23 protein-coding genes are annotated in these 23,337 nt (G+C 44.9%); 14 read left to right on the top strand and 9 right to left on the bottom strand.

What is annotated here, in order from left to right; genetic code table 11:
- Positions 1-11 precede the first annotated feature (11 nt).
- From WOA13_RS09485 to WOA13_RS09475, 3 genes are all read right to left on the bottom strand, one after another.
- Positions 12-395 carry a translation initiation factor IF-5A gene (locus WOA13_RS09485; RefSeq protein ID WP_342127655.1) on the bottom strand — a complete coding sequence of 128 codons (384 nt, stop codon included), beginning with the start codon at positions 393-395 and terminating at the stop codon, positions 12-14.
- A 264-nt stretch (positions 396-659) separates the two neighbouring features.
- Positions 660-1,355 carry a matrixin family metalloprotease gene (locus WOA13_RS09480; protein ID WP_342127654.1) on the bottom strand — a complete coding sequence of 232 codons (696 nt, stop codon included), beginning with the start codon at positions 1,353-1,355 and terminating at the stop codon, positions 660-662.
- 6 nt (positions 1,356-1,361) lie between these two features.
- Positions 1,362-2,813 carry a sensor histidine kinase gene (locus WOA13_RS09475; RefSeq protein ID WP_342127653.1) on the bottom strand — a complete coding sequence of 484 codons (1,452 nt, stop codon included), beginning with the start codon at positions 2,811-2,813 and terminating at the stop codon, positions 1,362-1,364.
- Positions 2,814-3,027: 214 nt separating this feature from the next.
- On the opposite strand from WOA13_RS09475, the gene WOA13_RS09470 reads away from it, so the two are divergent.
- From WOA13_RS09470 to WOA13_RS09425, 10 genes are all read left to right on the top strand, one after another.
- On the top strand, positions 3,028-3,813 hold the full coding sequence (locus tag WOA13_RS09470; RefSeq protein WP_342127652.1) for a thermonuclease family protein: 786 nt from the start codon (positions 3,028-3,030) through the stop codon (positions 3,811-3,813).
- Positions 3,814-3,875: 62 nt separating this feature from the next.
- Positions 3,876-4,676 (top strand): HAD family hydrolase, encoded by an 801-nt coding sequence (locus WOA13_RS09465; protein ID WP_342127651.1) that lies wholly within the window; start codon positions 3,876-3,878, stop codon positions 4,674-4,676.
- Between the two features lie 271 nt (positions 4,677-4,947).
- Positions 4,948-6,564, top strand: a complete 1,617-nt coding sequence (atwA, locus tag WOA13_RS09460) for a methyl coenzyme M reductase system, component A2 (protein WP_342127650.1) — start codon at positions 4,948-4,950, stop codon at positions 6,562-6,564.
- Positions 6,565-6,593: 29 nt separating this feature from the next.
- Positions 6,594-8,159: a methyl-coenzyme M reductase-associated protein Mmp3 gene (gene mmp3 / locus WOA13_RS09455; RefSeq protein WP_342127649.1), complete on the top strand. Its 1,566-nt coding sequence runs from the start codon at positions 6,594-6,596 to the stop codon at positions 8,157-8,159.
- A complete protein-coding gene (locus WOA13_RS09450) occupies positions 8,156-8,590 on the top strand; it encodes a methanogenesis marker 6 protein (protein WP_048204425.1) in 435 nt (144 codons plus the stop codon). Before mmp3 ends, WOA13_RS09450 begins: the two co-directional genes overlap by 4 nt.
- 9 nt (positions 8,591-8,599) lie before the next feature.
- A complete protein-coding gene (locus WOA13_RS09445; protein ID WP_342127648.1) occupies positions 8,600-9,055 on the top strand; it encodes a methanogenesis marker 5 protein in 456 nt (151 codons plus the stop codon).
- Positions 9,052-10,296, top strand: coding sequence for a methanogenesis marker 15 protein (locus tag WOA13_RS09440; protein ID WP_342127647.1), 1,245 nt, complete (start codon positions 9,052-9,054; stop codon positions 10,294-10,296). The genes WOA13_RS09445 and WOA13_RS09440 overlap by 4 nt, the downstream gene beginning before the upstream one ends.
- A 5-nt stretch (positions 10,297-10,301) precedes the next feature.
- Positions 10,302-10,895: a methanogenesis marker 17 protein gene (locus WOA13_RS09435; protein WP_342127646.1), complete on the top strand. Its 594-nt coding sequence runs from the start codon at positions 10,302-10,304 to the stop codon at positions 10,893-10,895.
- Positions 10,896-11,831, top strand: coding sequence for a methanogenesis marker 7 protein (locus WOA13_RS09430; protein ID WP_342127645.1), 936 nt, complete (start codon positions 10,896-10,898; stop codon positions 11,829-11,831).
- Between the two features lie 27 nt (positions 11,832-11,858).
- Positions 11,859-12,335 (top strand): carboxymuconolactone decarboxylase family protein, encoded by a 477-nt coding sequence (locus WOA13_RS09425; RefSeq protein WP_342127644.1) that lies wholly within the window; start codon positions 11,859-11,861, stop codon positions 12,333-12,335.
- Positions 12,336-12,456: 121 nt separating this feature from the next.
- On the opposite strand, the gene WOA13_RS09420 is transcribed toward WOA13_RS09425, so the two are convergent.
- Positions 12,457-13,356, bottom strand: coding sequence for a presenilin family intramembrane aspartyl protease PSH (locus WOA13_RS09420; RefSeq protein ID WP_342127643.1), 900 nt, complete (start codon positions 13,354-13,356; stop codon positions 12,457-12,459).
- Positions 13,357-13,485: 129 nt separating this feature from the next.
- Between WOA13_RS09420 and WOA13_RS09415 the strand changes: the two genes are divergently transcribed.
- The 3 genes from WOA13_RS09415 to fen all read left to right on the top strand — a co-directional run bounded on the left by WOA13_RS09415 (position 13,486) and on the right by fen (position 15,399).
- Positions 13,486-13,812, top strand: a complete 327-nt coding sequence (locus tag WOA13_RS09415; protein WP_342127642.1) for a hypothetical protein — start codon at positions 13,486-13,488, stop codon at positions 13,810-13,812.
- 232 nt (positions 13,813-14,044) lie between these two features.
- Positions 14,045-14,359, top strand: coding sequence for a hypothetical protein (locus tag WOA13_RS09410; protein ID WP_048204432.1), 315 nt, complete (start codon positions 14,045-14,047; stop codon positions 14,357-14,359).
- A gap of 23 nt (positions 14,360-14,382) precedes the next feature.
- The gene (gene fen / locus WOA13_RS09405) at positions 14,383-15,399 is read left to right on the top strand and encodes a flap endonuclease-1 (protein WP_342127641.1); all 1,017 of its coding nucleotides are present in this window, start codon (positions 14,383-14,385) and stop codon (positions 15,397-15,399) included.
- A 37-nt stretch (positions 15,400-15,436) separates the two neighbouring features.
- Here fen and gpmI read toward each other — a convergent pair whose 3' ends face one another.
- From gpmI to WOA13_RS09380, 5 genes are all read right to left on the bottom strand, one after another.
- Entirely contained in the window at positions 15,437-16,984 is a 1,548-nt protein-coding gene (gene gpmI, locus WOA13_RS09400; protein WP_342127640.1) for a 2,3-bisphosphoglycerate-independent phosphoglycerate mutase, read from the bottom strand.
- A gap of 129 nt (positions 16,985-17,113) precedes the next feature.
- Positions 17,114-17,452 carry a P-II family nitrogen regulator gene (locus WOA13_RS09395; RefSeq protein WP_342127639.1) on the bottom strand — a complete coding sequence of 113 codons (339 nt, stop codon included), beginning with the start codon at positions 17,450-17,452 and terminating at the stop codon, positions 17,114-17,116.
- 4 nt (positions 17,453-17,456) lie between these two features.
- Positions 17,457-18,857 (bottom strand): ammonium transporter, encoded by a 1,401-nt coding sequence (locus WOA13_RS09390; protein ID WP_342127638.1) that lies wholly within the window; start codon positions 18,855-18,857, stop codon positions 17,457-17,459.
- Positions 18,858-19,299: 442 nt separating this feature from the next.
- The gene (locus WOA13_RS09385) at positions 19,300-19,674 is read right to left on the bottom strand and encodes a hypothetical protein (protein ID WP_342127637.1); all 375 of its coding nucleotides are present in this window, start codon (positions 19,672-19,674) and stop codon (positions 19,300-19,302) included.
- A gap of 476 nt (positions 19,675-20,150) precedes the next feature.
- Positions 20,151-21,446 carry a right-handed parallel beta-helix repeat-containing protein gene (locus WOA13_RS09380; protein ID WP_342127636.1) on the bottom strand — a complete coding sequence of 432 codons (1,296 nt, stop codon included), beginning with the start codon at positions 21,444-21,446 and terminating at the stop codon, positions 20,151-20,153.
- 807 nt (positions 21,447-22,253) lie between these two features.
- On the opposite strand from WOA13_RS09380, the gene WOA13_RS09375 reads away from it, so the two are divergent.
- Positions 22,254-23,246: an aspartate-semialdehyde dehydrogenase gene (locus tag WOA13_RS09375; protein ID WP_342127635.1), complete on the top strand. Its 993-nt coding sequence runs from the start codon at positions 22,254-22,256 to the stop codon at positions 23,244-23,246.
- The last annotated feature ends 91 nt before the right edge of the window (positions 23,247-23,337 follow it).

Here is a 23,337-nt window from a genome sequence, read left to right as displayed (position 1 = left end):
ATCGTTTGAGCTTATCTGAGGTCGATCTTCATTTTGCCCATTGCGGTGATGTATGTGATGTCTGCACCCTCGACGACCCTGTCCTTGAACTGTTCAGGGATGTTAAGTTCAAGTGTGGAGTAATCTTCCATGTCCATGAGCTGGGCAATGTCGCCTGAGACGGATAATACCTGTGCGGATTTGCGCTCTACAATAGGTACGTATGTCTTAGCAGAAACTGAGCTGATGATGGAACGTTTCTGGCCATCGAAGATACCGATTGCCTCGATCCTTGCCTTTGCGGAACCGTGCTTACCTGGCTTTGATTTTGCAATGCTCTTGATCACACATGGCTCATCATCTACAACTACGTACTTACCTTCTTTAAGTTCTTTAACCTCTACTTGCTGTTTCATTTATGATCCTCCTGTCACTCGTAAAAAAGCGTCAAGTTTTTTATTAACGGATAAATCTGTGGTTATAATTCTGCGTTCTATATATGAACTTAACGAACAAAGTCGTCCAAAACGCATGGATGTTCCAAAAGTATTTAAAATAATGTTCTTAGAACGTTCTTTCGTTCATCTTTTACCCAAAGGCTCCAGCTCTTAAGTTCCATCCCTTCATCCTCATATTATCGAGGTCTCTGCATATCGAGTTTGTCCTTCTGGATGGATCTTTCATTTCTTCAGCAGTTTGTCCTCAAGTTTTTGCCTTCTCTTGTGGTAGCGTAACCATCCTACTCCCAGGTATCCTGATATCCCGATGGCGATCAATACAGCTATGATGATGAGCGGATACGTTGTTTCTACAAGAAGGGGGTTGATGTTCTCCCGCTGTTCATACGTGGGGTACATTATGTCCCGGGGATCATTGCTATGGCCAAGTCCCAGAGCATGTCCAAGTTCATGGGTGACAAGCTGTTCCATATTGGCATCACCGTACTGCTGCCAGGAATAGCCCCTGTAATCCCCTACCTCCATTACGATGTCCGCGCGAACATATCGTCCGTTTGCTACCATGGGTCTGCAAAAACCGGCAACGCCTTTCTCTGCACCAGTAACCTCTTCCATGTTCTCCACCCACATTATGTAAATATCCGCATCGTTAGTGTTGACAAGTTCAAAAACAGGGGTGTAACTCAGTTTCCCGTTCCCGCCGTTCTCCCAGTACTCCATAGCATTGACTACGGTGGCCGGGTATGTAGGGCTATAATGGGGAGGGATGTTCTGTTCATCAATATAAACTGTGATGGGAGAGTGGTCCCATGGTTCTTCCAGGAATTTCGGATATTCCTTTTCACCTAACAGGGCCGATCCCGGGGTAACGATCGCGATTATGAGAAGCGCGGCGATAACTGCTGTTCTGACGTTCATAATATTTCATTCACTGCAGTATTGGTTGGTACATTGGGGTTTATTTTCAAATGATATATCTTTTTTGGAATGAGTTTGGTCCTGGTAAGTAATTGTATATTTTGTACCTGAAGTTCCTTCAATCCGGATACTGCCGTTGATCTGTTCCACAAGTTCGGCTACCAGCTCCAGTCCGAGCGTGTCTTTCCGGGATATATCTTTTACAGGGATCCCGATGCCATCGTCTTCTACGCAAAGGGTAAACTCCCTGTCTGATCGGTGGAATCCAATGTGGATATTTCCTTTCCCGTCCGGGAAAGCATATTTGAAACTGTTCATGATGAGCTCATTCAGTATAAGGCCAAGGTGGGTCGCATCATCAAAGCTCATGAGGATGTCCTCTGATTCGATATTTATATCTATGAACTCAGTCTGGTGCTCGTTCATGTGATACAGGTAATCTACAACATCGTGGACATAATTATGGAAATTGACCTTCCCCATCTCTTTTGAACGGTATATCTCCTCATTGGCCATTGCTATGGAATGTACTCTGTCCCTGCTTTTTTCGAACGCCCGGACAACTTCCGGGTCCGTGAATTTGGAAGACTCGAGGTCAAGCAGGCTTGAAATTATCTGGAGATTGTTCTTGATACGATGGTGTATCTCCTTTTCGTGCATTTCCTCTGCTTTGATAAGTGCTTCTTCTACTCTTTTTCTTTCAGTTATGTCCTCACCTGAGCACAGGACGCCTGTGATCTCGCCTTTTCTTCCACGCAGGGGAGTGTTATGCCACAGGATCTCCCTTTCTTCTCCATCAAGCGTTAGTATTGGTGCTTCGAAACTTTCCAGTCCTTCTGTATTCCCACTGATGAACTGTTGATGTTGGATGATTCCCATCTCCCTGTACCTTTCCGGTACCAGTGTCTCATAGAAGTTCTCCCCGATCAATGAGCCATCGGTGCAGCCAATGATCTCGCATCCTTTCTTGTTCATGAGCTGGATTTTGGCTTCTGTGTCAAACACCGTGAGCATGACTCCGGCTATGTCCAGGTAATTGCGTGCAAGGTTGCGCTCAGATTCGTTCTTCTCATTAAGTTCCTTGATCTTCAGGAGTGATCTTATTCTTGTCTTGAGCTCAAGCTGGTCAACAGGCTTTGTCAGGAAGTCGTCGGCACCGGCCTCAAAGCCTTTTATACGGTCCTTCCTGTTCGACAGGGCTGTAACTATTATTACAGGTATGAATCGGGTTCGCGGGTCATTCTTCAGGAGATTGCATACTTCGTAACCTTCGATATCAGGCATCATCACGTCTGCCAGGACAAGGTCTATGTTCTCTTTCTCAATTATGTCCAGGCCCTCATATCCGTTGTAGGCGGTCATTACCTCGTATTCAGGATACAGGTAGGCCTCCATCAGTTCCAGTATCTTCTGATTATCATCAATGACCAGTATTTTTGGTAATGCGCTTTCTTCCAATTACGGATACCTTCCTGTGTTTCGAGTTATTTCCCGATCGGAAATAACCAGTGTAGTATAATTATGGTATTGTATTTCCTTTAGTTAATGTGTAATATTCCCTACTTCCTCACTTCATATAAATATTCTTAAATGTTATGGTAGTTGTTTTTCTATTACCCTTGTCGTATCTTTTGCAGGATACCTTGAAATATCTTGGTGGGAACTTCAACCTATGCGTAAGGTCATTTTCATTCTGTTATTCTTATGTTGCATACTTTCCCTTTCCGGCTGTATCGGTAACAACGGTGCAATTTCGGAACACACTGTTACGTTTGCAAACGTTACGGAAGTGATAGACGGGGATACCTTTGTCATATCTTCCGGTGAAAAGGTACGTCTTATTGGTGTGGACACTCCTGAAAGAGGGGAGCCGTATTATGAGGAGGCCAGGCAGTACATGGTAGATAATGTTCTTGGCAGGACGGTCGGTCTTGAATCTGATGTCAGTGATACTGACCGGTATGGCCGTCTTCTGAGGTATGTATGGCTTAACGATACCATGGTGAACAATGAGCTGGTGCTTTCGGGACTGGCATATTCAAAGGCCTATGAGCCGGACACCTATTACCAGGAACAACTGGACAGTTCCGAAACCCTCGCAAGGGGGATGGGTGTAGGTCTCTGGTCAGCTTCATCTTCCGGGGAGGACGGGCTGGTCACAATTTCCTATCTTGATGCCGGCAGATATATTGGCCAGGAAGTGAGGGTCGAGGGCACGGTGGTCACCACTTCAAGGAATGATGGTAATGGCATCATTTTCCTTAATTTCCATGATCCTTATGAAGGTTATTTTACCGTGGTAATATGGTCGGATGACTGGGACAGGTTCCCGCAGAGCCCTGAGGTCTATTACTATGGTGAACACGTACTGGTCACCGGAAAGGTGGTCGAATACAAAGGCAGCCCTGAGATAGTTGTACAGGATCCGTCGGAGATCAAGATATTAAGTGATGGTTAATGTCACTTTTTTGAAGGAAAAGAACATAAGATTAATAATTGGTTATGATGAATCATACGAACATGCAAAAGAGCATTGCTGTAGTCTTCGATAGTGCAGGTACGCTGTTGCATATGTATCGCGTGGCAAAGGATATGGCCAGCGGGGAACTTATCACAGGCGTGGAAAGTACTGACCTTGTGGCACAGCGTAAGGGCCGTGCATTGATCGTACTTCATACCGAGCCGGCTGTGATACTCGGTGTTGACCGCAATATGCGTGTCATTGATTTTATTGACGGAAATGACATAGATATTGACATCAGCTGTGCAAGTGTTCCTTTTTCTGTGGAAGAGGCCTATGACATAATTAAGGATAGTGATATCAGGATAGCTGACATTCTCCAGGTCGTCGATGTTGTCAGGGAGCATTGCCCTAAGATCTTCTATGTGGCCGCAGGGATCATTGTTGATAGCAATGACCATTCCGTTCCCTATGTTCTGAGTACCGGGGGTCGCATGTTCCATGATACTAAAGAAACCGTCGATAAGCTTAAAGAGCATGGTGTGACCGTTTTTATCGCATCCGGTGACAGCAGGCGAAATCTTAAGCAGCTTGCGGAGTGCATCGATATCCCTATGGAAAGAGTCTATGATATTGCCACTACCCGTGAAAAGGCACGCATCATCCTTGACCTTAAAGAAATGTATGATAAGGTCCTGATGGTGGGTGACGGCCTGAACGATATCCTTGCTCTAAGGGCGGCAGATATTGGTGTTGTTACTCTTCAGCAGGGCGATGAACGTCCCGAAAAACTCGAAAGGTCTGCGGACTTTGTGATAAGGGATATCAGGGAAGTTCTGGATATTGTCGCGTCTCTCTAAATCTATTTTTGCTGTCTCTGATCGTGTTATTTAATCGTTTGACATTGTTTTTGAATGTTAACGCCGATGCGCCAATGCGTTATGTTTATGTACTGCATTATGTAATGCTGATATATCTAATGGGGACAAATTCTTACTAATGTCTCAGGTACAAAAAGAAAAAATAATTACTGCTACAATGGTTTTGTGTAGATTGTACAAACCTGTTAAGTAGCATTAAACACCATATAATAATAGATACTTATGCGCAGTCAATATCGGAGGAAATCAAATGTCATTGTTCATTGAGGTCAAAGACCTGACTATAGCTTATGATGGTGTTAAGGTTCTGAAAAACATCAATCTTAACATCAATGAAGGTGAAGTCCTTGGAATTCTAGGTCGAAGTGGTGCGGGAAAAACCATCCTTATGCATGCTTTGAGGGGAGCCGAAGAATATGAGAATATCTCCGGTTCTATCATTTACCATCTGGCAAGATGTGAAAAATGCGGCCACATCGATCCTCCAAGCAAGGTAGGCGAAACATGTCGCCACTGTAAAGAAGACTCTATGAAAGCTTTTGATGCGGACTTTGTTGCACTGTCCCTTCATGACCATGAACGCAGAAGCGTTTCCAAGAGGATCGCTATCATGCTACAGCGTACATTTGCACTGTATGGTGATGACCAGGTAGTTGTAAATGTAATGAATTCTCTGACTGAGATCGGTTACAGTGGTAATGATGCTATGTCAAGGGCAATGGAGCTTCTTGAGGATGTCAGGTTATCCCACCGTATGATGCACGTTGCACGTGACCTTAGTGGCGGAGAAAAACAGAGGGTAGTACTTGCAAGACAGCTTGTAAGGAACCCAATGCTGCTTCTTGCTGATGAGCCTACAGGTACACTTGACCCAAGGACTGCAGACGTTGTCCATGATGTTATCGAAAGGGCTGTTAAGGCCTACAACATGACAATGGTCATTACTTCTCACTGGTCAGAGGTTATCGAAGAGCTTGCAGACAAGGCTATCATCCTCGAAGATGGTGCTGTTGTCAAGGAAGGCGATCCTCACGAGGTCGCAGCTGAGTTCATGAAGATGGTGTCTCACATTGAGAAGAACGAGAACGTTGCTCTTGGTGAGCCTATAATCGATGTCAAGAACCTTGTTAAAAAGTATATCTCCGTTACCAGGGGAGTCGTCCATGCTGTCAATGACATATCCTTTGATGTAAAGGAAGGAGAGATATTTGGTATTGCAGGCACCAGTGGTGCAGGAAAGACCACTACCTCAGAGATCCTCATGGGTATTGTTCAGCCTACAAAGGGTGACATCCATGTGCGTGTTGGCGATGAATGGGTCGATATGACCACGCCGGGTCCTGATAACAGGGGTCGTGCCACCAAATATATGGGAATCCTGCATCAGGAGTACGGACTATACACTCACAGAAGCATCATTGATAACCTGACAGAGTCAATAGGAATAGACCTCCCTTACGAACTTGCAGTTCGCAAAGCAGTGAAGACCCTTGTTGCTACCGGATTCAGTGAAGAGAAGGCAAAGGGAATTCTTCCAAAGATGGCTGATGATATCAGTGAGGGTGAGAGGCACAGGGTTGCTCTTGCACAGATTCTCATGAAAGAGCCTACTATCATCGTGATGGACGAACCTACAGGCACAATGGATCCGATCACCAAGATCGAGGTTACCAGGTCCATCCTTAAGGCACGTGATGAGATGGGGGACACATTCGTTATCGTCTCACACGACATGGATTTCCTGCAGGAAGCATGTGATCGCGTTGCATTGATGAGGGATGCCAAGATAGTGGCTGTTGGTGAACCCAATGATGTTCTTTCCCAATTAACTGAAGAAGAACGTTTACTTGTTGCTCAGGAAGCATAACTTTTAAAATCAGCTCCCTCTATTATGTAGTGGAGGCGATAGTCCTGAGCAGTAATATTAATGTTGAGGTCAATGGACATCAGATAGCTTTGCCCCCGGGTTCCACTCTGGGGGATGCTATAAATGAATCGCAAGCTCCCTACAGGGAGGGTACTGCCATAGGTATCCTCAAGAAGGACGAGGGCGGTAAAAGCGGTGCTATTATAGATTATGTTGTGAAGACCTCGAAGGGAGACTTCAGGATAGAACTGGAAGATAACTCATCCTCTGCTGCGATATGGGCAGAGCACTTTAATGAATACGAGGGCATAAGGGTACGGTGGGATTCCAGAGATGCAGTTGCATTCGGCCCTTTTGCAGCGGATATTGTTCCTACTCATTCTTCACTTTCACTGAACAAATATGACGTTGTTCTCGGAGCAGGCGGTCTTGATCCGAACAACACTCACATGATAATTGCCCTTGAGGACCATTCTTCGGAATATGGTACTCCGGAAGACGGTGTTTTCGGGAAGGTCGTAAGTGGTATCAGCATCCTGTCCGAGCTGGGCAGTGGTGACAGTATAGTCAGCATTGAACCGGTCATGGAATGGGAAGAGACCGGCGAGCACATATGTACCACTGATCTGGATACTGTGGTAGAGAACGGTTTCAGGATATTCACATATATTGAGGTTGAGATAGATCCCAGAGCACCGGCCGGCGCAGAACATTTCTTTGCTCTGACACGTCATGGGACCTTTGATGTTGAGTTCGCTTCAAGCTCATTTATTTCTGATCATTCATTGCACGGTGAGATGTGCACATTTGAGAATTTCGATCCAAGGACAAGAGGTTCCGTATGGGTCAGGACTGTGGGGTATGGTTCCGGAAAAATGTTCATTGCCCGCGATGACAGGCCAGCCAGCATAATGCATTCGGTGGTGGGACATGTTTCCCATGGAATTGAACTCGTGCAGATGGCAGAGGCCGAGCAGAAACTGATGGTAAAGACATATCCGGAACCACTCTGGCTTTTGGGTCTTTCCTTAAAGGAAGCGGAAGAGAAGCTTTCAGCTCTTGGTATTGAGCTTGTGAAGAAGGGCTACGCCGAAGATGATGCGGTAATTGTTGAGCAGAACCCCGGAAACACCATCGATGTTCTGAGAGAAGGGAAGGTGGAAGTTACCGGAGTCTCGGATTCAAAGCTTGTGAGAATAAAGCTTTATGATGATCTTGCCCCGAAGACGCTTGATTTCTTCAGGCATGCTATCGACCTCCAGTTCAAGCCGGTGGGCGCATTGCCGATAATGATGACGTATGAGGACACCTACATCTTCAAGGCAGAGAAAGCTGCTGAAAAATACAAGGAGATCTTCCCTGAGAACGTTCCCCAGGGCAAGGTTGAAGGCGGGGAACTTGGTGTTACCAACCAGGCTGCAAAGAGGCACGGTATGGTGGGTGTGAAACTTAATGATGACGACATGTTCGGTCCTACAGGTGAGAAGTTCACAAGTACGAACATCATAGGCAGGATCCTTGAACCTGAAAAACTTAAAGGTATGAAGGACGGCGACGTTATGTATGTTATTGAAGATACGGGAAGTGATCAATGATGGCAGAAACTGAGGATAACATCACAAAGATAGTTGTAATAAGTTCTGACAGCGTCCTTCCAATGGATGCGGCCATGAAGGTCTACGAGTCCGAAGATGCCATAACCATCAAGGAGACCTGTTTCGGGACAATGGTAAATGGCCCCCGGGACGCCGTGGAGAGGGTTGTGGAAACCCTGCGTTCCATGGACCGCAATCATATCTTTGTTAAGGACAGGGGTTTCAAACCAGGTGCTGAAGTCAGATGCCGTGCAGGAAGAGGGGGCGGTCCCAGACCGGGTTTCCATTTCCTGAGGGAAGAAGTGAGCATGCTCCCGATGATCGGCAAAGCACTGGATGATTATGATGCAGGAGTTCCTCTTGAAGAGAAGGAAGCTCCCGGGAAACTGGATGTATCGAAGTTGAAGAAGATCATTAATTCTGAATTATGAGGTGTTATTTTGGCAAAAGTTATCATTTATCCGACAAACAGCCTTATCCTTTCCGACATGGTCGAGAGATTCGGGCATGAGCCTCTTGCTATGATGGAGAAGATACGCGAGAAGATCACTACAGTTGGTGTGGATTCTCCTCCATTGAACATCACTCCGGAGGGACCGAAACACGGTCTTAAATATGCGGCAGTAGAGGTTCCGGCAGGTGTCAGAGGAAGGATGTCGATCATTGGTCCGCTTATCGATCTGGCGGAAGCTGCTATCATTGTCGGCGACGCTTCCATAAGTTTTGGCTGTATGGGATGTGCCCGTACAAATGAGCTTACGAAGTTCCTCATAAGGGAGAAGGATATTCCTATACTTGAGATACAGTACCCTCATACTGAAGAAGAAGGAAAGTCCTTTGTGTACAACATCGCAGAGTTCCTGAAAGCTCTTCCGGAAGGCGGTGATGAAGAATGAGCGATAAAAAGGACAAGGTACAGATAGCACTTGTTTCCTGTGGAAGCGAGTATGCTGGTGTCCAGAAAGAGCTGGAAAATGCTGCAAGCTCCCTTAACGCAGAGCTGGTCTATCCCGAGATGGAAGTCTCTTCACTTGATACAATTGGAATGGAGTTCGGACTGGAAGTTGCAAGTCCTGACCTTAAGCTCATGATGGCAAGGGCAAAGGCAGTTGTTGAAGGTGTTGCAAAGGTCGATGGTGTGTTCGTAACATCATGCTTCCGCTGTGCAGAGGCAGCTATTGTCAGGAACGAGGTTCGAAGGTATATCTTCGAGAACTCAGGTCTCCCTGTTATCAGTTATTCATTTACCGAGCGTACAACAGCAGCTACACTGCTGACACGTCTTGAAGCGCTTACCACCATTGCAAGAAGCAAACACCTCCTTGCAAGGGAACATCAGGTGGGCATTACTGCCGGTATCGACTCCGGTTCCACCACCACCAAAGCGGTTGTCATGAAGGACGACGAGATCATCGGTGAGGGCTGGGTTCCAACCATCAAGGTCCTCGAAAGTGCAGATGAGGCCCTGAACCAGGCATTGGAACAGGCAGGTATGAAGAGGGAGGACCTCCAGGCCATAGGTACCACAGGATACGGTCGTTTCCTGATAGGTGAGCACTTCAATGCTGACCTTATGCAGGAAGAGATCACTGTGAACTCAAAAGGTGCGGTCTATCTTGCAGACAGGCAGCAGGGCAGTGCAACAGTCATCGATATCGGTGGAATGGACAATAAGGCGATCTCAGTACAGGATGGTATTCCCGGAATGTTCACAATGGGTGGTATCTGTGCCGGTGCTTCCGGTCGTTTCCTTGAGATGACCTCCAAGCGTCTTGGTGTCGAGATCACGGAACTCGGTGACCTTGCTGTAAAGGGTATGGGAAAGAATGTGGAAATGAACAGCTATTGTATCGTTTTCGGTATACAGTCCCTTGTGAACTCCCTTGCTAAAGGTTCGATCCCCGAGGATGTGGCAGCTGCGGCATGTCACAGCGTTGTGGAGCAGATCTTCGAGCAGCAGCTTCAGGAAGTAGAGGTAAAGGAGCCTCTTATCCTTGTGGGTGGTTCATCACTTATCGCCGGTGTCCCAAAGGCACTTGGTGAGCTTTTGAAGATCGATGTTCTTGTGCCTCCACATTCACAGCTCATTGGTGCTGTGGGTGCAGCACTTCTGGCATCCGGTTACGTTAAGGGGTGATCTCCATGGAACCCCTTGAGACATTTATTGTAGAGACCACAGAACCTTCCGAGGCAAAGGCTTACGAAAGCATACTGAAGGATATTATCTCTGAACTTGCTTTTGTAAGGACCATCGGAAGAATAAAAGTGAGGATAAGACCTGAGGAGTCATTGTTCATGATGGCCATGGTCCTTCGTAGTGGTCTACCTCCTATAAAAGCAAAGGAGATCTCTGAAACCGAGCTTGACAGGCCGGGATCGAAGGTCCTGATAACCGTCACTGATGAGAAGACCATCCCGCAGTTCCTGGAAAAACTATGGGAACAGTTTGGCAGGCATAATGTCATACAGCCCCAGAGGAACCTCATTGAGGTTATCTCTGATGACCTGGAGGGAGCCGAAGAATCCATTGGAGATATTGTTGTGGATGATCCGGAAAAATCCCTTCGAGAGAGGCTTGCAGATATGGCAATACGCTCCACTCCTGAGGGTTTTAGGATACGTTATCACTCTCTTGATAATGGCAGGTTCATATTTGTGGCATCCGAGGATACGATGCAACAGGAATGGATAGATGAGGCCGGCGTAATGCTTGAAGACCTGACAGGAGATGAGTAAATGGCAGCAGTACTTGAACCATATATCTATGAAGGCGGTATTCACAAACATAGCCTTATACTTGAACTGCTGGAAGACCTTGGTGGTTATCTTGTCCAGAAGACACCTGCTTCCACAGAAGTTACCCTTGTCATGCTTATTCCAAAGAAGGATGTTCAGCTTGTGGAGGACCTCTGCAAGAAACTGCTTGGAAAACTGACTCCTGCACCCCTGACAGGTACGGAGATCGCAGTGGTGTCCCCGACACTTGCTTCACATCACCTTCCTCATTCAGCATGTGATGTTGCGGAGTACCTGCGTCGAGGAGGTGCGAACACCAACATGATAGGTCTTGCAAGGGGAATGGGCAGAAGGGTCGCCCTTTCTGCAGATTATGAAAGAAAACTTATCAACGAGCATGATGTTGCCGTTTTCTCTTTTGGCACCTTCAAGGACTGTATCATTAACAAGAAGCCCAAGCTCTTTGAGGGCATCGAGATCCCTATAATCGTAAGTGGTGGCCCGGACCTTAAGACAGAGGACGTTCCTGGTGCTGACATGTACGTCGGCGGGATCGGCAGGGTTGCTCACAGGATGAGAAAAGGGCCTGAGCTTGACGCAATGGATGTACTTAATGAGAAGGTCGGTGAGATCATAAACCTGAAAAGGGAAAGTATCTCAAAGGATCCTCTGGTCGTGCTTCCTGCAAGGTTGATGAAAGAAGTACAGGAGCAGGTTCCTGACATCCACAATGTCCTGACCCCTGCACCGATAACACTTCAGCTTGATGGGATGAGAGTAAAGCTTCCTTTTGATGAATATCATGAAGCCATTGGCAATATTGAGTTTGATGAAGGCTTCAGGCTTTCGGATGTTGCGAGCATCACGCCTTCAAAGATGAAGAACTATATTCTGATCAAGATCAAGCGCAGGTCAGAGGTAGGTTCTGCAATTTAATTAATTAGTATATTTGTGAGGGTCACTATGGATATTGAAAAGATCAGGGAGATCGTGGAGAAGGAGCCCGATGAGGCGGTTGAGGAAGTACTGGAAGGCGTAAAGGAAAGGTATGGTGAGGTCCCATATATCCTGAACTTCATGAGAGACATGCCAGACCTTTTGATCCCAAAGGTGATGTATGACAATTCCATCATGAGGGAATTCGAAAGGCTGGACCCGAAGACCATCGAACTGATATGTATCGGCGTTTCCTCGGCCATTCGGTGCGACCACTGCATGAAGATGCACATACGTGTTGCACACAGGCTCGGCCTTACAAAGGAAGAGATTTTCGATGCCGTCCTGATCGGCGGTGCAATGTCCAATGCGTCTGTCCTTGCAGAAGGCACCAGGGCCCTTGACCTTGAGTTCAATGGCACGAAACCTGAATGTGATGAGGATTGTGATGTCTGTAACATCACTAATAATGGCAATGGCTGTAAGGTCAAAAATGAAGACTGATCGCCACTGACAGATCACAAACAAAAAAAAGAGTATCAACAACGAGTGATGTCCGGTTCTGGTATTGGGGTCACTTTTCGTTATTTTTTCTTATTCATTTCTGTTTTTTATTGTTTCCTTTTTATCCAAGGATCGGTGTTCCTGAAAGGAGAGCTCCCGCAATGTATCCCAGGATAACTCCTCCATTGAGGAATGGGAGTCCTGCCTGTGGTTTTCCTTTCATGACGAAGATGGTCAGTGCAAAGAATCCAACAAGTGTTCCTATCATTGCTCCAAGAGCAGGATATGAGATGAAACCGCTGTGTTCTATGAACACGTTTGCAGATACAACAAGGACTGTGGGCATGACTGCATCCCCGAGTCCCATGAAGAACGCATCCCTTTCTCCTTCTGCTTTGAGAGTATCCTTAATGAAAGAATAGTTCAGCTTCTTGGGGATGACGAACAGAATGGGGAGTTTCAGGTCCATGACACCTTCTGCAAGATCGATCATGTGTTTTGTCTTATAGACGGAGATCGCATCGTATATTGCCAGCAGGGACAGAAGCACTATGGCGGGGATTATGCCGAAGGATATTCCGAAGATCGAGCTTGCTGCTGCCGCTACTATAATTCCTGTGATGTCGATGACATACCACTCAGGGTACTTGTAAAGCAGTGCAGTCAGACCTACGGAAAGTGGAACTGCTATTATGTTGCTCATCATTTCATTGAAACCAAGGATGAAGAACAGCGGGTAGAATCCATAATAGACCGTTGCTGCCACTGCAAGGAGTATGGTAAGCTGTATCACCCATTTCATGTTCCTTTTAATGGCCATAAGCAGCAGGAAAGTGAACACGAGGATGAATCCGATATAATAGAGGGAGTTTGCCGTGGATTCCGGGTTCTCCACAGCACGCATTCCAAGGTCCTCCATAGGAGATGCCATAAGAAGTGCTATGGTCTGTATTACCAGTATCAATCCGGCCATTACGAACATTGGTACGTAATCCCTGAATGTGTCTTTTTCAGAACTCACAATAAGTGCTCCCTTTGTATCAAAACTTCTCCGGAAATCTAAATATCTGCACAGTATTTAATAGTATGTAAGAGTTATAATAAGTATCATCAGCAATATATTGCTGTAAGTATTAGTAAATGAGGTAAAATGATGGATACCCGGGACATTGTATTTTCACTCGTTATGATCGTATCGTCCTTTGTTCTTACCTATGAGTGGTTGGGTAGGTTCAAGTATAGTCCGGCAAACTCCCTGATCATATTGTCTGCTATTGTACTGGTGGGTGCACTGGCTGCTATGATCCTTTCTGTGGACATCAGGCTCCGCAAGATCGAAAAGGCACTGGATGAGAAAGAACGTTCTCTTCGCATAAACGTGCAGAGCATTGAAAGTTCAATGGACAAGAAGATGAACGAAGTAATTTCAGTAGTAGATGAGGCAATGGATACCGTGAACAGGAGAACATATCGGTAATCTCCTGCTTTTCTATTATTCTCTTTTCTGCCTTCCTTTTTCTATCTATGTTCCTGTTCTCTCCTTTCGGTATTCTCATCCGATTTCAGCCTGACCAGAAATCGTATCAACCGGGTTTAAAATCGACAGATGCCGTAAAGCATATTAATGTGGTCGTATTATGTTGTCTTTATCAGGTTGAAAGACTTTCATATTATATTCATGAACTGTTACTTTACAGGGGATTGCGTACATGCGCATTAATTTAGAACCGATTGGTATAATCAAGAAAGCTGGGAAATATTCAGAGGTCTTAATATACTCTGAATTTGAGCAGGTTGTCAAGAATCTTGTATCTAAGGTTGGTAAAGGTCCTGTTTGTGGTCAGGAGCTACTCATCGTACATAAGAACGGTAATGGTGACGATGTGCATCAGGTGGAAATTACCAAAACAACAGTTCTCGACCGTGTCGGGAATATCCTTAAGGTTGGCAAGATCAACGCACATGATGATTCTGTAATAGACGTGCGGATCAATGTCAACGAAGATTTTTCAGGAAACAACTGATCTCTTTTTAATTCCAGGGTAACATGGGCACAGATATTGGTGATCTTCTTCAAAAACATACTGTTGAGATAGCTGAGCTTTCAAACAAGGTAGTTGCTATCGATGCCTACAATACACTTTACCAGTTCCTGAGCATAATCAGGCAACGTGACGGCACTCCTTTGAAGGATTCGAGCGGGCAGGTAACATCGCACCTTTCAGGTATCCTCTATCGCTTCACAAACCTCATTGAGAGCGGTGTCAAACCAGTGTTTGTTTTTGACGGAAAGCCTCCCGAGTTCAAATCGGGAACACTTGAGAAGCGGCATGAGATCCGTGAGAATGCCAGTGCAAAATGGGAAGATGCAAAGGCACAGGGTCTGGAGGAGGAGGCATATAAATATGCACAGGCCTCGTCAAAGGTGACGAAAGATATCATAGAGGACTCGATCAGGCTCATTGAGCTGATGGGCATCCCTTATGTGAGAGCTCCTTCCGAGGGAGAGGCACAGGCTGCTTATATGGTGCGTAAAGGGGATGCGGATTATATCGGCTCCCAGGACTACGATTCTCTGCTGTTTGGTGCGCCTTCTGTTATACGGAACCTTACGATAACCGGCAAGAGGAAACTTCCTCGCAAGAACATCTATGTGGACGTTAAGCCTGAGATGATCTCCCTTGAGGAGAGCCTTGAAGAACTTGGTGTTACACGTTCACAGCTTATCGATATTGCTATGTGCATTGGTACTGATTACAATCCCGGCCTTGAGAACATCGGCCCGAAAAGGGCCCTCAAGCTTGTGAAGGAGCACGGCAGTATCGAAATCGTCCTGTCTGAGACCGGAAAGGAGATAGAGGAGCTTGATTCTAAAAAAGAGTTTTTCCTGAACCCGCCGGTGACCGACGATTATGAGCTAAAATGGATCAAACCGGACCGTGCCGGAGTTATTGCTTTCCTTTGCAAAGGCCACGATTTCTCTGAAGACCGGGTCAATAAGGCACTCGACCGCCTTGAAGCTAACATGGGTGGCGGACAGAGTACGCTTGACCAGTGGTTCTGATATAAGAATGGCAGTTTCCTGCCAGTTTTTAATATCCTTATTTTTTGATCAGTGAGTGTCCTGTCATCTCTTCCGGCTGCTCTATTCCCAGGACATTCAGGATGGTTGGTGACACATCCGGGAGGCTGCCTTTTGAAAGTGAGATCCCCTTCTCCTTTGTTACGTACACAAAGCGTACAGGATTGCTTGTATGTGCAGTGTGGACACACCCTTCCGGTGTGCAGTAATCGATCATCTTTTCAGCATTTCCATGGTCTGCCATGATCATGGTCTCTCCGCCTTTTTCCAGCAGGTGCTCGACGATCTTTCCGACACAATCGTCAACGGTTTCCACTGCCTTGATTGCAGCTTCCATTATTCCTGTGTGGCCTACCATGTCCATGTTAGCCAGGTTCAGTACGATCACGTCATAAGCATCGGAATCGATCCTCTTGATCAGTTCCTCGGTGACCTCGTATGCGCTCATCTCAGGTTTGAGGTCATAGGTGGCGACCTTCGGGGAAGGTATCATGCATCTTTCCTCGCCTTCGTTCTGCTTTTCCACTCCGCCGTTGAAGAAGAAGGTCACATGGGCATATTTTTCGGTTTCCGCAATGCGTAACTGCTTGACACCTCCCTTGCTGAGCACTTCTCCCAGTGTGTTCTTAAGTTCCTCAGGAGGGAATGCAATGGGCACAGTGAGCTTCTCGTCATATTCGGTCATACAGACGTAATGGACATCAGGGTGTACCTTGCGTTCGAATCCATCGAAATCATCGTTGACGAATGCGTATGTAAGCTGTCTTGCACGGTCAGGCCTGAAGTTGAAGAAGATCACAGAATCGTTGTCTTTTACAGTGGCAACAGGTTCTCCATTCTCATCGACAATTACCGTAGGTTTGATGAACTCGTCATCCTCGCCTCTTTCATAACCGTCTGATACAGCGGATACGGGATCATCTGCTTTGAACCCGATTCCCTGTGTGAGTGCATCATACGCCAGCTGCGTCCGGTCCCAGCGTTTGTCCCTGTCCATGGCATAATACCTGCCGGAAACGGTCGCTGTCTTTGCACATCCTGTGGATTCGCAGAATTTCACATGCTCTTTCATGTCATCAAGGGCTGCCCTTGGCGGAACATCACGACCGTCGAGGAATGTGTGTATGTATATCCTGTCAAGTCCTTCGTTCTTCGCAAACTCGATCAAGGCACGCATGTGGTTCATGTGGCTGTGGACGCCGCCGTAAGAAAAAAGTCCCATCAAATGCAGGTCTGAACGTTTTTCCTTTGCATTGTTTATGGCTTCCAGCAATACAGGATTCTTAAAGAGATCGCCGTTGGCAATATCCCTGTTGATACGGGTGAGGTCCTGGTAGACAACACGTCCTGCTCCGATGTTGAGGTGTCCTACTTCGGAATTACCCATCTGCCCTTCAGGCAGTCCGACAGCCTCTCCGGAGGCAGTGAGGAGTGTGTCAGGATACTCTTCTACCAGCCTGTCAAGGTTAGCGGTATTGGCCAGAGCGATGGCATTCCCTTTGTCTTCAGGGGAGTATCCCCATCCGTCCAGTATCATCAATAGAAGTGGTCTCTTTGTGAATTTCATGTGGGATAAAATGTCCTGATGATAATTAAATGCACGGATTTTGTGAGGACTTATTCAGCTTCTGCTCAGAAACAAATCCTCGGAAAAAAGAAAAGGAAAGGAAGTAAAAAATAAGAACTGGGGTGCACTTTAGAGTGCGTCCCCGTCTGTCTCACCTGTTCGTATCCGGATGACCCTTTCGACCGGGTATATGAAGATCTTCCCGTCTCCAACTTCGTCGGTTGAAGCGTTCTCCATGATTATATCGACAACTTCATCCACCTTTGCTTCCGGGACCACGATCTCTACCTTGATCTTGGGCAGCAGGTCTACACAATACTCACGTCCTCTCCACTGATGGACCATTCCTCTCTGTTTCCCACGTCCGGTGACATCTGTTATGGTCATACTCTCGAATTTTGCATTCTCCAGTGCAGCCTTAACATCATGTATTTTCGTGGGCCTTATGATGGCTTCTATCTTCTGCATATTATCAGGCCTCCTCTCTGTTTAGTACATACTCGGGGTATGCCCTGATGCCGTGTTCTACTTGATCAAGACCTGCGATCTCATCTCCTGCTGGTACACGGATCCTGACTATCAGATCGATCATTTTGAACACAATATAGGAGATCCCGAATCCCCATATGATGCTCAGGACCATGCCTACGAACTGAATAACGAATTGTCCGTAGCCTCCGTAGATCAGTCCGACACCTTCTGCTGCATATGCTGCATCGGAAAGGATGCCGTTGCCCATTCCTATTGAGAATATTCCTACTGCCAACAGTCCCCAGCTACCTGCGTAACCGTGTACTGCAATTGCACCCACAGGGTCGTCCAGCTTCAGTATATTCTCATTGAACATCACACCTTTGTAGACTACAATACCTCCTACAAGTCCTATTACCAGTGCTGCCCAGTTGCTGACCGAGCCGCATGGTGCTGTGATGGCCACAAGACCTGCAAGAAGGCCGTTCGCAGTAAGTGAGGGGTCCGGTTTGCCGTTCTTGATCCATGTGATCATCATCACGGTCACTGCACCGGCAGCTGCTGATATGAATGTGTTTGCGATCACGAGGTTCATGTATGCATCATTACCGTCAAGTGTACTTCCTCCGTTGAAACCTATCCATCCGACTGCCAGGATAAGGGTGCCGAGGAATGCGAATGTAAGGTTGTGGCCCGGAATAGCTACCGGTTTTCCATTCCTGAACTTACCGATCCTGGCACCTACAAGCATAACTCCCGCAAGAGCTGCATATCCTCCAATTGAGTGTACAACTCCTGATCCTGCAAAGTCGTGGAATCCCACTCCGACGATCTTTACGATCGGGCTTTCAGCACCTGAGAGAAGGGCTTTGTCAGCACCGCTCCAGACCCAGTGTCCGTATACGGGGTAAATAAATGCTACAAGTACGATGGTGTATAGCAGGTAAGCTTTCAGGTCAGTTCTCTCTGCCATTGCTCCTGATACAATGGTTGCTCCGGTTGCTGCGAAGACCATCTGGAACCACCAGCTGTTCCAGAGTGCGTTGTCAGCTCCTTTGAGGAAGAACTGGTCGATGCCTATCAGACCTGCTGCATCGGCGCCATACATGATACCCCATCCCACTGCCCAGTATACCAGAATGCCAAGACAGATGGTCATGAAATTCTTCATTAGGATATTGGCAGTGTTCTTGGACCGTGTAAGCCCGACCTCTACCAATGAGAATCCTGCATGCATCAGGAACACTATTGCTCCTGCAACCAGCAGCCAGACAAATGTAAGTGCTGCTTCCAGATCAGCAATTGCCTGCGTGTTTTCATCCACGGTTGCAGCGGATGCAGTTAATGTAGTTGCTGTAAATATGACGAAAAGTGCCAGCAATATCCAGCAGGCACGGTTCATCTATACTTTTCTTGAATTATCCATTTGTTGTAACTCCTGTACCTTCGATCCAATTAGGCACACGGAATCTTACTGTAGACTTCATCTTATTTAAAATAAACTAATTTTTAGGGCTTGCCCATAAAGTCCCCTACATTGTGGTCAACTACCTTACTTTATAGTCAAATAACCTACTTTGTGGTCAAATCGCATGTCGGCAAGCTATTTCCGCCCATTTGCATAGCCAAAATCATAGCTTTAATTTTAAAATATAGAATGTTACAATTTCGTAAAGGTTGCCGCAACTCAAAAAGTAGTGGATTAAATGTTTAGAAGATTCTTGCAAAACTATATAGTATTCGGTTTGACCGAAAAATACCGTTTTTGTCCGAAAAAACGTGTAGTTGGACAAAAATGTGTTGAACTATCAGAGATGTTTTTCAAGTAGACCTATCTAAGATGATTAGTCAACTCCCACCGCTTCTACTGTGATTAGAGTCATATTTCCAGTATAATCTTCATAATATAGCTTTATCTCGACCATTGTATATCGGTGTGGTATTTCTACATTATATGTTCCCATGGTTTTGTTATCCACAGTGACATTAAACGCAAACTCGCCTTTTGATAGTGGCAACCTCAATCCCAAGGGTCTTTTTCGAACAATTTCACTATTGGATTCTAGTTTATAAGTTTCTGACATTATGGATGTATTATGTGAATCTGATACATCAATGACCACATTATGGTCATAAACATCATGGTTCTCGACTACAAAAAAAGGAGCTGGAGGTCCAGCGACTATATGTGGTATGAGCAGAGGGGATGCAATTAACAAATACACCAAACACTAAATGGCTACGAGAATTATTATTTTGCCTGTTGTTTTGATCTTCTCACCTTCTTCTTTAGACACCCATATGAAAATATGTTACATAATATTAAAAATAATTAGTATGTGGGCAATTAAATGTTAAATTGGAATATGGGCTTGCCCATAAAGTCCCCTACATTGTGGGCAAATACCCTACTTTATAGTCAAGTAGCCTACTTTGTAGTCAAATCACGTGCCAGCAAATCATTTCCTATTCTCGAATGAACAAAAATCATAAATTTGATTGTAATATTTGAGATTAAGACTTCATTGATGTGTCGCAACTAAAAAATGATAAACCAACGAATTTTTTGAAATGGGAGTTTTTAAATAAAAATAAACGAACAAAATAGGAACAAGATTATGCATGTGCATACTCTTGATTTTCCTGTTGGCCTTGTTGCAGATAGAGTAGGTTTATCTCAGAACCCAAAAAACAGTTATTTTGAACTGTTTCTCCTACACAAATACGCAACTAAAAACACCACGATTATTAATATTAAACCAGGATATGGAACTTTCTGAGAGGGGGTATCAATTATATTATTTTCTAAATCAGTGATATGAATGTCATCTTTACCATTAGAATCCACAGTATTATTGTCTAAGGTATTGTTTACACTGAAATTTCCAATGTATATCCCATAACCTGCATTTTTTGAAACAATGTTATCAATCAAAATGTTACCAATTGAACCTCCCCATGCAAAAATAGCGTCATAATCAATCTCGGATCCTTTTTCCCATATATGGATCCCATCTCCATTGTTTGAATTTACATTATTATTAGAAAGAATTGTGTTGTCACAATCTTTCAAAGCTATTCCATGATTTGAATTATTCATGATGGTATTATTATTCAAAACATTGTAGTTTGAAATCAACAAAAAGACACCGTCTGTTCCACTAAAGGAGATATTATTCTTTTCTATGGTATTATTATCTGAAAAATCAAGACATATCCCCTCATTTTTGTTTGACTTCAAGCTATTGTTATACAATAAAATGTTAGTAGCAAATGAGATTTCTATTCCGTGTCTGCCATTGTTTCTCTCAACGACATTGCTGCTAATGGTGTTATTATTACAATCAATTACCATAACGCCTATAAAATTGTTCGATGCAACATTACTTGTTATGTTGTTGTGACTTCCACGTACATTGATACCGACTCCATTTTCTAATGCAAGGTTGTTTTTTATTATGTTGTTATTACCCCCACATAAAATTCCACTATCGCTGAACAAAATACTGTTATTAAAAACAATATTGTTGCTGCTAGATGTTGTTAATAGGATACCTCTTCTGTTTCCTGATAGCGAATTATTGTTAATGTTGCACCATTCAACCCCACATAGACAAATCCCTAATCGATGGATGCCTTGTTTCCATAATTCCCCCGTAATTTCGAATCCCTCGATAGTTACATTGTTTGAAGTAACATTGAACACGTGCTTGGTTTGATCCGCAGCCTGAACAACGGTATCATTTGGATTTCCAGACAGAGATGTTATTGTTAGTTCTTTATTCACATCTACATTTTCAATATAGATTCCAGGATAAACAAGAACTGTATCACCATTGTTTGCAGCGTCAATTGCTGCCTGTATGGTAGTATAATTTGCACTCCCACTATCGTCAACATTAATCGTATCTGCCGCAGCACTACCTGAGACCATAGTTAAAAAACCAATTGCCATTACAATGTAAAAAATGTGATGTGATTTCACTTGCATCTATAACAACTCCCCAACATTGACAATATATTTTAGTTGGAAGTATATGAATACATCGGACAAATATGTTAACTGTGTGGATATAGATGTTGAACCAATAGCGCATTTGCTTAAAAAAATGTAGAATATAAGAGTGGGAGCTAACCGACCTTTGTCAACTGGATGTGATCCTGGTTTGGTCATATCTATGGGAAAACATCAACAACTTTGCATCTATTTGAATCATTTTTCGGACAAAATGAATAGTTCAATCCATAAACTGTTGCCGCACATATGACAGAGAGAATTTATAGTCAAAATTTGACTTTATGGTCAAAAAAATCAGAAGCTACAATTTTTCTTCAAATTTTTATATAAATACGGATGCTGTGTTCCTTGTCAAAAAAGCTTGAATTTTGTCCAATTTTTAAAAAATCAAAGGCATTGGACGTTGCTGATTTCTTGAGTTTATGGTCAAACGTACTACTTTGTGGTCAAGAGGACTTTATGGGCAAGCCCTAATTTTTACTTTTAGAACTAATTTTTTTATTATTTGATCATTGGTTTGAATTAGCAAGGTTTTTATTTGATTTTCGCCATCATCAGGCTCACTGTGTCATTATGTATCACAATATTCAAATGAGAGCGAGGACAGGATATTTCTATATGTATGGTATATAGCAAGAGCCAAACTTGCAAGTGGAGTTGCAAATATATACGGGAGCATTGTTCTTCCGGAAGTAAAGTCGTACTATTTCAATAACACAAATGCTGGAATCGACAAGATCGGGGTTTTCATGGGCTCCCAGCAATCAACGGATGATCAAAATGAGTTACAAGGTAGGAATTATGGGCGCCACCGGTGCGGTGGGCAGGGAAATCATCGAAGTACTTCATGACAGGAAGTTCCCAATGGAAAGTCTGAGACTTTTTGCATCAGAGAGAAGCGCAGGCAAGACGATCGAGACGCCCTCTGGTGTGATAACCATTGAAAATGCGGATCATACAGATTATTCAGAGCTTGACATCGCATTCTTTGCTATCAGCGGTGGCTGGAGTAAGGCGAACGCCAAAAAGGCAACAGATGCAGGCTGCTATGTGGTCGACAACAGCAGTGCGTTCAGGTATGATGATGAAGTGCCACTGGTGGTTCCTGAGATCAATACCGATGCCATCGGTGAGTCAAAGCTCATCGCAAATCCTAACTGCACAACCGCAATTGCAGCAATTCCCCTGTACAACCTGCACAGGGAGTATGGTCTGAAAAAGGTCATTATCAGCACCTATCAGGCTACCAGTGGAGCTGGCGCTGCAGGAATGAGCGAACTGACAGAGGAGACAAAGAATTACTTGGATGGCAAGGAAGTAAAGAATGAGGTGTTTGCTCACCCAATTGCTTTTAACACCATTCCTCACATCGACAGTTTCCAGGACAACGATTACACCCGTGAGGAAATGAAGGTCGTCTGGGAGACCAGGAAGATCTTCAGTGAACCTGATATGGCAATCAGCTGTACCTGTGTAAGGATCCCCACAATGAGGGTCCACGGTGAAAGCATCGTGATAGAAACCGAAAAGCCGATCTCTCCGGAGGATGCAAAGAAGCTTCTGGGCGAGACCGAGGGCATTGAACTGAAGGATGACATTGAGAACAATGTCTACCCTATGCCGCTGACTGCCACCAAGAAGTACGACGTTGAGGTCGGCAGGATCAGGCAGAACCTCGTGTTCGGTGATCACGGTCTTGAGTTCTTCGTTTGCGGTGACCAGATTCTCAAGGGCGCTGCCCTGAACGCTGTCCAGATCGCTGAAAAGCTCTGATCAGGGGGCAAATGAAACAGTTTTAACAAAGGAAAAGAAGTTCATTGAACTTTCTTTTTTCTTTTCTTCTTTAATATTGCCAATTTTCTGA

The organism is Methanococcoides sp. LMO-2, assembly GCF_038432375.1.
GTDB classification, from domain to species: Archaea; Halobacteriota; Methanosarcinia; order Methanosarcinales; family Methanosarcinaceae; genus Methanococcoides; species Methanococcoides cohabitans.
The sequence above is the reverse complement of the archived record's forward strand: the minus strand, read 5'-3'. Positions and strand labels throughout refer to the sequence as shown.

Coding starts and splice junctions, on each gene's coding strand:
- WOA13_RS09485 (WP_342127655.1), bottom strand. CDS start 395: ATGAAACAGCAAGTAGAGGTTAAAGAACTTAAAGAAGGTAAGTACGTA.
- WOA13_RS09480 (WP_342127654.1), bottom strand. CDS start 1,355: ATGAACGTCAGAACAGCAGTTATCGCCGCGCTTCTCATAATCGCGATC.
- WOA13_RS09470 (WP_342127652.1), top strand. CDS start 3,028: ATGCGTAAGGTCATTTTCATTCTGTTATTCTTATGTTGCATACTTTCC.
- WOA13_RS09465 (WP_342127651.1), top strand. CDS start 3,876: ATGCAAAAGAGCATTGCTGTAGTCTTCGATAGTGCAGGTACGCTGTTG.
- atwA (WP_342127650.1), top strand. CDS start 4,948: ATGTCATTGTTCATTGAGGTCAAAGACCTGACTATAGCTTATGATGGT.
- WOA13_RS09450 (WP_048204425.1), top strand. CDS start 8,156: ATGATGGCAGAAACTGAGGATAACATCACAAAGATAGTTGTAATAAGT.
- WOA13_RS09440 (WP_342127647.1), top strand. CDS start 9,052: ATGAGCGATAAAAAGGACAAGGTACAGATAGCACTTGTTTCCTGTGGA.
- WOA13_RS09435 (WP_342127646.1), top strand. CDS start 10,302: ATGGAACCCCTTGAGACATTTATTGTAGAGACCACAGAACCTTCCGAG.
- WOA13_RS09430 (WP_342127645.1), top strand. CDS start 10,896: ATGGCAGCAGTACTTGAACCATATATCTATGAAGGCGGTATTCACAAA.
- WOA13_RS09425 (WP_342127644.1), top strand. CDS start 11,859: ATGGATATTGAAAAGATCAGGGAGATCGTGGAGAAGGAGCCCGATGAG.
- WOA13_RS09415 (WP_342127642.1), top strand. CDS start 13,486: ATGATGGATACCCGGGACATTGTATTTTCACTCGTTATGATCGTATCG.
- WOA13_RS09410 (WP_048204432.1), top strand. CDS start 14,045: ATGCGCATTAATTTAGAACCGATTGGTATAATCAAGAAAGCTGGGAAA.
- fen (WP_342127641.1), top strand. CDS start 14,383: ATGGGCACAGATATTGGTGATCTTCTTCAAAAACATACTGTTGAGATA.
- gpmI (WP_342127640.1), bottom strand. CDS start 16,984: ATGAAATTCACAAAGAGACCACTTCTATTGATGATACTGGACGGATGG.
- WOA13_RS09395 (WP_342127639.1), bottom strand. CDS start 17,452: ATGCAGAAGATAGAAGCCATCATAAGGCCCACGAAAATACATGATGTT.
- WOA13_RS09390 (WP_342127638.1), bottom strand. CDS start 18,857: ATGAACCGTGCCTGCTGGATATTGCTGGCACTTTTCGTCATATTTACA.
- WOA13_RS09380 (WP_342127636.1), bottom strand. CDS start 21,446: ATGCAAGTGAAATCACATCACATTTTTTACATTGTAATGGCAATTGGT.
- WOA13_RS09375 (WP_342127635.1), top strand. CDS start 22,254: ATGAGTTACAAGGTAGGAATTATGGGCGCCACCGGTGCGGTGGGCAGG.